Origin of the sequence: Rubellimicrobium roseum, from assembly GCF_006152145.1 — a bacterium.
Taxonomy (GTDB): Bacteria; Pseudomonadota; Alphaproteobacteria; order Rhodobacterales; family Rhodobacteraceae; genus Rubellimicrobium; species Rubellimicrobium roseum.
Genome location: NZ_VDFV01000080.1, coordinates 1 through 10,642, shown reverse-complemented (window position 1 = coordinate 10,642; position 10,642 = coordinate 1). Strand labels below are relative to the sequence as shown.

At 66.5% G+C, this 10,642-nt stretch carries 9 protein-coding genes and 2 pseudogenes; 2 read left to right on the top strand and 9 right to left on the bottom strand.

Annotated features, from left to right (window positions below):
* Nucleotides 1-504, top strand: a pseudogene (locus tag FHG71_RS22075) (hypothetical protein); the annotation flags it as partial.
* A gap of 107 nt (nt 505-611) precedes the next feature.
* Here FHG71_RS22075 and FHG71_RS22070 read toward each other — a convergent pair.
* The 9 genes from FHG71_RS22070 to FHG71_RS22035 all read right to left on the bottom strand — a co-directional run bounded on the left by FHG71_RS22070 (nt 612) and on the right by FHG71_RS22035 (nt 10,169).
* Complete coding sequence (locus FHG71_RS22070) at nt 612-1,583, bottom strand: hypothetical protein (RefSeq protein WP_139083869.1); 972 nt, start codon at nt 1,581-1,583, stop codon at nt 612-614.
* A gap of 372 nt (nt 1,584-1,955) precedes the next feature.
* Complete coding sequence (locus tag FHG71_RS22065) at nt 1,956-2,357, bottom strand: hypothetical protein (protein ID WP_218014210.1); 402 nt, start codon at nt 2,355-2,357, stop codon at nt 1,956-1,958.
* A gap of 176 nt (nt 2,358-2,533) precedes the next feature.
* Nucleotides 2,534-2,692: a hypothetical protein gene (locus FHG71_RS23800; RefSeq protein WP_176559575.1), complete on the bottom strand. Its 159-nt coding sequence runs from the start codon at nt 2,690-2,692 to the stop codon at nt 2,534-2,536.
* Nucleotides 2,693-2,943: 251 nt separating this feature from the next.
* Entirely contained in the window at nt 2,944-4,062 is a 1,119-nt protein-coding gene (locus FHG71_RS22060) for a helix-turn-helix transcriptional regulator (protein ID WP_139083868.1), read from the bottom strand.
* Nucleotides 4,063-4,450: 388 nt separating this feature from the next.
* A complete protein-coding gene (locus FHG71_RS22055) occupies nt 4,451-4,870 on the bottom strand; it encodes a HupE/UreJ family protein (protein WP_139083866.1) in 420 nt (139 codons plus the stop codon).
* Between the two features lie 366 nt (nt 4,871-5,236).
* A complete protein-coding gene (gene nhaA, locus FHG71_RS22050) occupies nt 5,237-6,481 on the bottom strand; it encodes a Na+/H+ antiporter NhaA (protein WP_139083864.1) in 1,245 nt (414 codons plus the stop codon).
* A gap of 104 nt (nt 6,482-6,585) precedes the next feature.
* Nucleotides 6,586-7,296 carry a hypothetical protein gene (locus FHG71_RS22045; RefSeq protein WP_139083862.1) on the bottom strand — a complete coding sequence of 237 codons (711 nt, stop codon included), beginning with the start codon at nt 7,294-7,296 and terminating at the stop codon, nt 6,586-6,588.
* Between the two features lie 57 nt (nt 7,297-7,353).
* Nucleotides 7,354-8,043: an HAD family hydrolase gene (locus FHG71_RS22040; RefSeq protein ID WP_139083860.1), complete on the bottom strand. Its 690-nt coding sequence runs from the start codon at nt 8,041-8,043 to the stop codon at nt 7,354-7,356.
* Between the two features lie 461 nt (nt 8,044-8,504).
* Complete coding sequence (locus FHG71_RS22035; protein WP_139083859.1) at nt 8,505-10,169, bottom strand: BCCT family transporter; 1,665 nt, start codon at nt 10,167-10,169, stop codon at nt 8,505-8,507.
* Between the two features lie 232 nt (nt 10,170-10,401).
* On the opposite strand from FHG71_RS22035, the pseudogene FHG71_RS22030 reads away from it, so the two are divergent.
* Nucleotides 10,402-10,642: pseudogene (locus FHG71_RS22030) on the top strand (hypothetical protein); the annotation flags it as partial.

The window sequence follows — 10,642 nt, the reverse complement described above, 5'->3', positions numbered from 1 at the left end:
CTGTCAGGGGGGGCCGGCGCTGACTTTCTGTACGGAGGTCACGGCAAGGACCGGTTGCACGGGGCTGCGGGTCATGACCTTCTGCAAGGCGAGAAGGGCGATGACATCTTGGACGGCGGCTTGAGCAATGACAGGCTGTCTGGCGGGGTGGGCCGGGACAGGCTGACCGGCGGTCTGGGCCACGACGCCTTTGTGTTCACGGCCCGCTCGGAAGGCAGGGACATCATCACCGACTTCCACAACAGGGCAGGCGACAACGACCTGTTCCGCATCGACGCCTCGGGCTTCGGGGGCGGGCTCGTGGAGGGGCGAACGCTCGCGGCCTCGCAGTTCCGCGCGCGCGCCGACAACGTGGCCCAGGACGCCGACGACCGGTTCATCTTCCGCACCACCGACAAGACACTCTGGTTCGACAGCAACGGCAACGAGTCGGGCGGGCGGACGCTCTTGGCCGACCTGCAGACGGATGCGACGGTGACCTACGCCGACATCCTGCTGGTGTGAGATATCTGATCAAGGGCAGGCTCCTGAGCGGCCCTTGACCAAGTTGTAGATAGATCCGGGTACCTGTGACATGGCAGGTGCCACCGCGTCCTTCTTAAAGCCCGCCATCAGAACTTTCCGGCAGGACGGTAGATCTCGGCCAGTCGCATGCAGGCGTGGGCTTTCTGCTCTTTGTTCGCGATCTGCCACAGCAACTCCAAGGCAGCCCGACGCTCCCCCTGCCCAGCCAGGATGAGGGCAACTTCGCTGCAAGCATGGTCGGCGCTGTCCTGGTCGTAGATGATGGCGATGGTGCGCCGGGCTCCTTTCAGATCGCCGATGTAGACCTGCAATACGGCCAGATAGGTCAACGCTCGTTCGCGGTAGCCGCTGTCATCGCCGACAGGCCAGATATTGCTGAACCGGCGGGCCACAGCTACAGCCTCCACGAGCGTTGCCGCCGCGCCCTGTGTGTCTCCGGCCTCGTGCTGCCCCACAGCCACCACGGCCATGGACTTGGCTGGCTGTCCATCAAGAGCATCCCGAGGCAGGGCTCGGGCCAGATCCAGCGCTGTGTGGAACTGGCCCTTCGCGACGAGAACCCGGATCGGATCGGGCGGACGAGAGGCCCCCCCGAATGTCACTGGCTCCCGGACCCACGATAAGGCGGTCGGATCGAGACGCACGGGCGGGGGCTGCTCCTGACCCAGCAAGACGGAAGCGAACCGCTGCTGAGCGTCACTCAGGCGTTTGCGCTCGCACTCCGGAATGAGGCTGTCGTCCCACCGCAGGAGCCGGGGAGTGCGGGAGAGCCTCTGAAGCCGCGTCTCGGCCCGAGCCAGGAGAGCTCGGGCAGTCTCCATGTCGCCAGCTTGGGCTTGGGCCACAGCAATCTGGCCCATCGTGCCTGGCGACAGGCCTTCGATGGCCGCAGCCAGATGCAGGACAAGCCGGTCATCGACCTCAGCCACCCTGGCCCACAGCGGGAGAGGCGGCGGGCGGTAGAGCTGCCGCTTGAGCCAGAGGATCAGAAGGAGCGGAACTGCGATGGCAAGCTGAACCAGTCCGAGCACGACCGTCACCACGATCGTGAGGCCCACCACAAGGCACCCGCCCAAGCGCCCCAGTGTTTTGCCCCAGCCTTCTAGCTCCACTGGCCCGCACTCCTCGACGACCCGCACCGAACCTCAGTCGCCTCGGCAGATGACCTGTCGGCGCACCGCCTTGCGTGTTTGTGGCGGACCAATCCACCTGCATGAAGTCAGGTTATCCAGCAGTGCTCCAGTCTCGTCCTGGGTTTCCAAGAGTCGACAGCCGCAGTTCCACAGCCCTGACGAGGAAATAGGTCAGGACTGCGGTAACTCTGTCCCGCGCGTCATAGGGACCGTCGGCGTGGACCGCGTCCCGCTTCGTATCGCCCAATCAGAAGACCCAGCCGCGCCGTCCACGGCATCCGGAGGCCACCCGTCGCGCTATTCAGCGGCCGCCATCTGTGGCAGCATCTTGGCCGGGTCGATCGTCATCGCCCGCGTGGCGATCCTGTCCGGCTTGGACATTACGGAGATCGTGACCGCCTGCTCACGTCGGGCGAACGTGTAAAGCTGATAGGGATGGCCCGGCATTCCGAAGGACAGCGAGTCCCCGTCCTGCATTGGCATCACGACCCGCATCGGCTCGTCGGCGGTAGCAGGGTCGCGGAAGGTGGCCGTGACCTCCAGCGCGCCGTTCGCCAGGGGAAGCCAGTAGGCGACCATGTCGAGCGTGCCATCATGGAGGCTTCCCGCAGCGAGTGCCTGCGAAATCGTGACCTCCTCGGCCTGAGCCGGAACCATCAGAGCTGCGCCAAGCAGGGCGGACATCGTGAAAAGTTTCATCGCTAACATCCCTATGGACTGGCCGCAGCCAACAAGGCCTTACACTTGACTGACTGGGGCTGAGGACCATGGCGGCCCTCGAGTGGATCGTCGATCCGTTGGAGGCGAGGCGCATCCTGCAATCGCAGGATGGGTCGAAATAAACGTCCAGCCCGGGCCTGAGAGGTCGCCGAGACTCACAGATAAAGGCGCACGCCCGAAATGCGGCGGATCACGACGTCGCGGGTCGTGCTACGCGCCGCGAGGTCCTCGTCCGAGGTCGGGTCGAACTGGTCGAGCGCCTGTTCACAGGGGTTCGCGTCCGCCAGACGAACGAGGCCTGCGCCGATGCGCAACGGTCAAGACCACGGCGTTGCCGGGGATGACACGCCTGGAGGCCGCGGAAGTTCGACTGGAGTGTGCGAGAACGGCCGTCTTCACGGCCGTCCTCGCTGCAGGGAGGTCAGTTTCACCACTCACTATCGAACTTATCCAAGCCACCCCCGACGCTTTGATCATCCCTGCTGCGGGAGCGCGCGCATCCTGCATTTGCAGGATGGAGGCTGGAAAGTTCCGCGCTGCAGCGCAATTTCTGATCGCTCCAGCATCACCCGGGGCGGCGCAGCTCGGTCACGGCGCGCACAAGCCCGCTCTGCCGGTGGACCTCGGCCTTGCCCATCGCGGAGCGGACCTGGTCGCGCACGGTCAGCAGCGAAACGCCGCGGCGCTCGGCGATCTCCGCGAGCGTGGCACCCTCCGCGAGCGCCAGAGCCACCTCCGCTTCGGCCTGGGTGAGCCGGAGACGCTCCCGCAGGGGTGCCGTCTCGTCGCAGGGGAGCGGCGCGGCGCGGGCTACGACCAGAAGCGCCGGCGGTGGCGCCTGCAGGACGAGCGGCAGCTCCAGCTCCGCCACGGTCTCGGCCGTGACGGGCATCAGCCGCATCTCAGTCGCCTCCGGCCCCTGGCCCAACTGGAAGGTGAGGTCGGCCGGGCGCGTCATGCGCCGGAGCGCCCCCTCAAGGCGAACCATGGCCCCGGCAGGCGGCAGCTCGAGCCGGCCGCGCAGATCATGGCGCAGGACCCGGCCCTCGGCCAGGAGGACGGCGGCACGGGCATTGGCGAAGAGGATCGACCCCTGCTCGCTCAGGAGGAGCGTCGCTGCCCGTGCAGGTTCCACGCCCTGACGCAGAAGGACTGCATCGAGCCGGAGCCCCAGCATCATGCGGTTGATCTCGAGTGTGTGGCACAGAAGCGGGACCAGGTCGCGCATGGTCCGCGCCACAGGCCGCGTCACGCGCGGAGCGGCCTTGAGCTCGATCTGGCAGTTGAAGAGGAAGGTCCGCCCCGGATCGCGCGTGAGCACGGTGGCCACGGCGTTGCGCAGATCTCCCTGAGGTCGGAGCCAGTCCGCCCAGTACTCCGTGCGCAGGACCTCCTCTTCCGGGAGGACTGCCATGGAATGCGCGATCCGACCTGCCGGCAGGCTCGTCCAGCCGGGAAGGTAGGGGTTCCGGTCTCCAAAAAGCGCGTTGTAGCTGTCCACGAAGGCTGGGTCGTAGCCCGTGTAGACGGCCGGGATGCTGCGCTCCATGGTGACGTCGTAGCCCATCATCGCCGAGCGGGCGCCGGGAAAGCTCGCGGCGATGGTGTCAGTCACGCCCTGCCAAGCCTCGGGATCCACGGCGGCACGTGACAGGGAGGTATGGATCTCAGACAGCCTAGACATCTGGGGTTACCCTCCCGGTGATCCCTGATCAAAGACCCTAATCCCAGACCCCCCGAGGACCACCTTTCTTTCGGGCAGGCCGCCCGGCCCTCGTCTACAGGGCGCATTCAAGGCCTGCGGCATGATGGAACATGAAAGAGCCGCTGGGCCTCCAAGCCCGGCTCCCTCTATCCAGGCGCAGGATCCCAATACTGTGAATACTTGGTTGCTCGCTACTTTCACGCCACTATTGCCAGCGACCGCACACGCCGTTCCAATCAGGACCTCTCCCACGTCCTCGCCTGAGGCGGTGAGCACGCAGATCCCGACCTCCCGGTCATGGCTCCACCCTATCTAGACAGCTGGAATGGATCACCCGTCAGATGCGCTCCCGTCGTTCAGGACTGACTTATCCTGCAAGCCCGCTGCCAAGAGCCGAGCCGTGGAAGAGGCCAAACAGCGCCGCCAGACTAAAGGCGTCCTCCAGGGGCGGGCGCGCCGCGGAAGCCGCAGCCACGGTCAGCACGAGAGCGGAGGCCCAGGTCAGGACTTCGGGGATCTGCAGTAGCCGGCTCCCGTCTGCGCCCAAGAGCATGCCCAGGCCCATTCCCAGAACAAAGGCCAGGGGCAGGACCACCGGGGCGTGCCCCCCGATCCGGCCCGCCCACACGCCTACCTCCAGCGTGGCGATAATATGGCCGAAGCTCAGGAGGGGATAGGACAGCCCTGACGCCAAGGCGCTCCGTCCGGCCGGGGTGAGGCCAAAGCCGCCGATCACCACGACAGCGGCCATCACCAATGCAACAGCGAGCGTAAGCGGGATCTTCACGAGCGACGTCTCCGGCTTGGCCTGCCGCGGTACTTCTTCCTCCACGAGCCACCCTGTGACGACGGTCTTGCAGACCAGCAAGGATCAGTTCGTGGCCCCTGCGCAGGTAAAACGATGTTGCGCAGGGGCCTGGGCCGCTGCACACGAGGGCAAGGAGCCAACCCCCGGCGCGTCCTGGCGTCCGAACAGGGGGGCTGCGGAGAGTCCTCCGGGACTTAGACTCCTCCAGAGCAGGTTCGAGCGATCCGTACGCCATTGGTTCGTGCCAAGAGAGTTCCGCTCGGTGCCGACGAGGTTCTCGCGCCGCATCAGCAGGTGCGTCAGGCGGACCTGCTTTCTCCAGATCCAAAACGACCGACGGGGCCTTTACCGGACGACGGGTGCGGGGGCTGGCACGTCTCGGGGCGCGACCCGGAGGACACCCCAGCCCAGCAGCCCCGCGACGAGCGAGCCGCCCAGGATGCCCACCTTGACCTCCTCCTGCAGGAGCGGCTCATTCGCGAACGCCAGGAGCCCGATGAAGAGGCTCATGGTGAAGCCGATCCCGCACAGGAGCGCCACCCCGAAGAGCTGGAGCCGCCCGGCCCCCATGGGCACGTCGGCCAGCCCCAGACGGATCACGAGCCACGCACTCCCGAACACGCCCATGACCTTGCCCAGCAGGAGGCCAAGGGCCACCCCAAGTGTCAGGTCGTCGGTCAGGGCCTCCACCGTGAGGTGCTCGAACGAGACACCGGCGTTCGCGAAGCCGAAGATCGGGATGATGAGGAACGGGCTCCAGGGGTGAAGCGCGTGCTCCAGGCGGTGGAGGGGGGAGTGCGCTGTGTCGTCGGGGCGGGCGGGCGACGTCTTCAGCGGGATGGTGAGGGCCAGGAGCACGCCCGCGATGGTGGCATGCACGCCCGAGCCCAGAACCAGCCACCACAGGGCAATGCCGGGCACAAGATAGGCCCAGAGCCGGGCGACTCCGAGGCGGTTCAGGAGAACGAGGCCTGCGAGGACGGCAGCCGCTCCACCCAGATGCGGAATGGATAGGTCGCCCGAGTAGAAGAGCGCGATGATGACCACTGCGCCCAGGTCGTCGATGATGGCAAGGGCGGTCAGGAACACCTTGAGCGAGGTGGGCACCCGCGAGCCCAGAAGCGACAGCACACCCAAGGCGAAGGCGATGTCGGTGGCCGAGGGAATGGCCCAGCCCCGGGCCGTGGTCGGGTCGTCGCCGTTGAAGGCGAGGAACACGAGCGCGGGCACGGCCATCCCGCCCAGCGCGGCGACCCCGGGCAGGATGCGTCGGGACCACGTCGAGAGCTGCCCGTCGAGGACCTCGCGCTTGATCTCTAGGCCGACCACCAGGAAGAAGATCACCATTAGGCCGTCGTTGATCCAGTGCGCCACGCTGAGCGGCCCCAGATAGGCGTGCAGCGCATCGAAGTAGGCCGGCGCCAGGGGCGAGTTTGCCACCACGAGAGCCAAGGCCGCTGCCGCCATGAGGACGATCCCGCCCGAGGCCTGGCTGTCGAGGAAGGCCCGCATCATCGAGAAGGGACGGAAGCCATGCGTCGGGGTGGGCGAGGAAGACGGGCGGGTGATCTTTGGCTCCACATTGGCCATGCGGTTGCATTCCTTCTTGGATGATTGGTCTTGATCGATGATGTGCGGCGCACTGCGCAAGGCGTGCGGCACACGATGATTGGGGGCCGACCTAGGGCAGACCGTTAACCTTCAACGCTGCGCGTCGAGGTGCTGCCCGTGTGTGGGCTGCCAGCAATCTCGTGCGATTGACCCACGGCCAACGGCCCCTCGCCAGACCCTTCACGGGCGGCCGGATCCAAGTCCAGCCACGCCAGCGTCCGATGCAGGGCCTCAGCGGTGTCCAGCCGTTCCACATCGACACCTGCATGTTGCAGGACCTGGCATGCCTTCCCCAGCGCGTCGTGGCCGGCCCGCGCCGTGCGTTCGACCGAGGGGCGGGCGGCTCGCCCGGCGCGACGCCGGGCCATGACGTTCTGCACGCAGCGCTCCAGCAGCACGTCGAGCCACAGGACGTGGAGTCTGGCCCCGCGTGCCCTTTGCGCCTGCGACAGCGCGACCGTGCGCTCCACCTCTCCACTGAGTTGGTAGCCTTCCATCAGCACGTCGTGTCCGTCCGCGGCCAAGGCGTCCGCCAGCCGGAACGCTTCGTCCAATCCGCCATCGGTCTTGGGAATCGTGTCGATGCCGCCGCGTGTGGCCTCATAGTGGCCGATGATGGCCAGAGGGCGTCTGTCCGAAGGGTAAGCGAAGCGCCAGCCGATCGGGCGGGCCCGGCCTTCGCGGCACAAGGGTTCGGCTACCGCACCCGCCCCTCGGGACGCCGCCATGACTTGGCGCACGAGCCAGGTCTTGCCCGAGCCGCTCGTGCCTCTGGGGTTGATCACCCGTCCCATGCCCGCCTTGCTTCTTGCCTCGGGCTCCAAAAGGCACCGATCCCGTGCGCAATCGAGTCACACTTCCGGGACTGGCCAGCTCTGCCCCGCGCGCAGGAGGCGCTCGATCAGTTCCACAACGCCGTCGCCGCCCTCGGCCCGGGTTACCAATGCGGCCGCTCGCTTGAGGGCGGGCGAGGCGTTTGCAACGGCCACAGGCAGGCCGCAGGCGGCAAGCAGGTCGAGGTCGTTCTCCGCATCGCCCACAGCGACGCAGTGAGCGGGCGATATGCCCAGTTCCCGCAAGGCCTCCAGCGTGCCACGCCCCTTGTCCACCCCGGCGGGCAATGCCATCAGCGCTCCCTTGTTGCGCTGCAGGCGCAGATCGAGGCCGAGCGACGCGGCCACGGCCTGCACGCGAGCCTCGTGGACCTCCCACGTCGCAACCAAGACTCTGCCTGCTCGCAGCGGGTGGACACCAGCGGTGGCGAGTGCCGCGGGAAACGAGGGGGGCAAAGGAGCTGCAAGCAAGCGCACCACGCCCGTGTCTGGCGTGTGAAGGACCGCCCCGTTCTCGGCCACCACGCGGTCGAACAGATCCAGTCGAGGCATCACCTGCCGCAGGTCGTCCAGATCCCGACCCGTGGCAAGCACCAGGCACCAGCCGGCTGCACGTAGCCGTGCCAGCACCGCGAGCGTAGGCCCGTCCACCATTCCGTCCTGGGCGATGGTGCCATCGTAATCAGTGGCCAGTGCGATCTGGGGCATCTGGTCTGGGCTCCGGTGCGTCTTTATCGATGGTGTGCAATCGGCTAACGGCCCTTTTATAAGCGGGGCGTGTCATCGTCATCGACGTCCGGAATGGGCGGGCTCCGTTCGCGCGGGGGCCTGGCCCGGTCAGCGTCGGCCGCCGTCGTGACATAGGCAAGATACGGGCGCCCCGCGCGGCTTACGTCTCCTCCGGTTAAGAGGACTCGGTGACAGTCCGTTGCACGGGCGATGGTTGGCCTTGGACATGCGCCCGGCGCAGGGTTCGCCCATGCTGACCGACAACCTTCACGTTCCCACTCCGGCACGCTGCACCGCTTCGCCGACTGACCAGTCGCAACGGTGCGCCACTGGCGAGGGCTGCATGAACCGGATGCTTGATCGGAAGTGGCTGCGCTCACTCCAGTACGTCCACCTTCGTCGGCCCTCAGCTATCTGGCAGATGTCCCGGCCCTCGCCGTTCAGCGCGGCTCGTTCATCAGACCCCGCAGGATCGCGTAGCATGCACCCAGCAGGACGAAGGTGAACGGAAACCCCGTTGAGACGGCCATGGCCTGCAAGCCCGCGAGCCCCCCGCCGAGGAGCAGCGCAATGGCTACGACCCCGCCCAGGGTTGCCCAGAATACCCGCTGCGGTGTGGGCGAGTTGACCTTGCCACCGGCCGCGATCGTGTCGATCACGAGCGAGCCTGAGTCCGCCGAGGTGACAAAGAACACCACGACGAGGACGATGCCGATCAGCGAGGTCAAGAACGTGAGCGGCAGCTGAGTCAGGACGGCGAACAACTTCAGTTCCAGTGGAGCCTCCTGCGCGCCCGTGAACCCGTCGTTCAGCACCTGGCTGATGGCCGTGCCGCCCATGGCGGTCATCCAGAGCACGCACAGGATCGAGGGGACGAGCAGCACGGCCAGAAGGAACTCCCTCACCGTGCGCCCGCGCGACACGCGCGCGATGAACATGCCGACGAAGGGCGACCAGCTGATCCACCACGCCCAGTAGAACGCCGTCCAGCCGTGCCGAAAGTTGTCGTCCTCGCGCCCGAACGGGTTTGAGAGCTCGGGCAAGTAAGTGACGTAGGCCCCCAGGTTAAGGGCGAACCGCCGCAGAATGTCGAGCGTCGGCCCCGCCGCGATGACGAAAAGCAAGAGCAGGGCCGCAAGGCCGAGGTTCAGCTCGGAGAGCCGCTTCACCCCGGCGTCAAGCCCCGCGACTACGGAGACGAGCGCGACCCCGGTGATCACGATGATCAGCAGGACCAGCGCCCAGGTGGAGGTTGGAAAGCCGACGAGGAACTGGAGCCCGGCCGCGGCCTGCTGAGCGCCGATGCCCAGCGAGGTGGCCAGCCCGAACACGGTCGCCAGGATCGCCAGTATGTCGACCAGGTGCCCCGGCCAGCCCCAGATCCGCTCGCCAAAAATGGGATAAAAGCAGGAGCGCAGCGTGAGCGGCAGGCCCTTGTTATAGGAGAAGACCGCCAGCGCGAGCGCCACGACGGCGTAGATGGCCCAGGGGTGGAGGCCCCAGTGGAAGATGGTAGCAGCCATGCCGAGCCGTCGAGCTGCGATGGGATCACCTTCCGCCCCTCGGAGCGGGGCCCAGTCGGTTCGGGCGCCATCTGGCCCATAGGTTACGCCTTCCACGGCCGCGCTGAAGTGGCCCAGCGGCTCGGATACCCCATAGAACATGAGCCCGATGCCCATGCCTGCCGCGAACAGCATGGCGAACCAAGAGACGAAGCTGAAGTCCGGCGTGGCCTGGGGCCCGCCCAGCCTCACCCGACCCAAAGGCGTGACGATCAAGACAAGGCAGAGCAGCACGAAGATGTTGCCGGCCGACAGGAAGAACCAGTCGAGCCGGCCGGTCATCCAGTCGCGCAAGCTCACGAACAGCGGCTCGAGGTAGTTCTGGAAGGCCATGGTCAGGAAGGTGAAGGCGATGATGGCCAGGGCCGAAACGGTGAAGACCACCTGATGGATGTCGAAGGACAGTACGCCGCTCCGCGCGATGTTGTCCTGTCCGATCTCATAGGAGGTCTCAATGATCTCGGTCCGACCTTCGGGCTCAGGGATCGCCTCTGCGCCAGGGGTGACGGGGTCTTGATCGGCCTGATCGGGCCACTGGGTCATGGAAAGTTCCTTCGCTATCCGTTCAGGCAAGGCCGGACGGAGGAGTCGCGCCGGTCTCGGCGGGACGCTTCAACCTGTCCTATGAGCCGCGTTGCGTGCGACGTCGGATCAAAGCGCAGGGGCCGCCCGCTCGGCGAGCCTGCCCCATGGGGGCGAGGCTACTATCAGCTTTCGCCCGAAAATGAAACCCAAGCGCCGCCCTGTCGTTCAGACCAACAACCACGGGGGGCCCATGCTGGATTGGCTGAGCGCGAACAGCGACGCGGTGAACGTCGTTCTCAACTTGGCCATGCTGCTGGTCTGGATCGTCTACCTCCAGGTCTTCGTCTCGAGCTACCGGCGGCAGAGGCGGGCCAACATCCTGATTAGTGTGGGCGGCGGATCGGGCCTCGACGCGCGCTGCCTGGTCAGCAACATGAGTGAAGGAGCGATCTACATCCGAAGCCTTGTTCTCGATCTGATAACAGCGGAGG

Bases quoted from the DNA above. Each gene is read 5' to 3' on its own strand.
- FHG71_RS22065 (WP_218014210.1), bottom strand. From the start codon at position 2,357: ATGAAACTTTTCACGATGTCCGCCCTGCTTGGCGCAGCTCTGATGGTT.
- FHG71_RS22060 (WP_139083868.1), bottom strand. From the start codon at position 4,062: ATGTCTAGGCTGTCTGAGATCCATACCTCCCTGTCACGTGCCGCCGTG.
- nhaA (WP_139083864.1), bottom strand. From the start codon at position 6,481: ATGGCCAATGTGGAGCCAAAGATCACCCGCCCGTCTTCCTCGCCCACC.
- FHG71_RS22045 (WP_139083862.1), bottom strand. From the start codon at position 7,296: ATGGGACGGGTGATCAACCCCAGAGGCACGAGCGGCTCGGGCAAGACC.
- FHG71_RS22040 (WP_139083860.1), bottom strand. From the start codon at position 8,043: ATGCCCCAGATCGCACTGGCCACTGATTACGATGGCACCATCGCCCAG.
- FHG71_RS22035 (WP_139083859.1), bottom strand. From the start codon at position 10,169: ATGACCCAGTGGCCCGATCAGGCCGATCAAGACCCCGTCACCCCTGGC.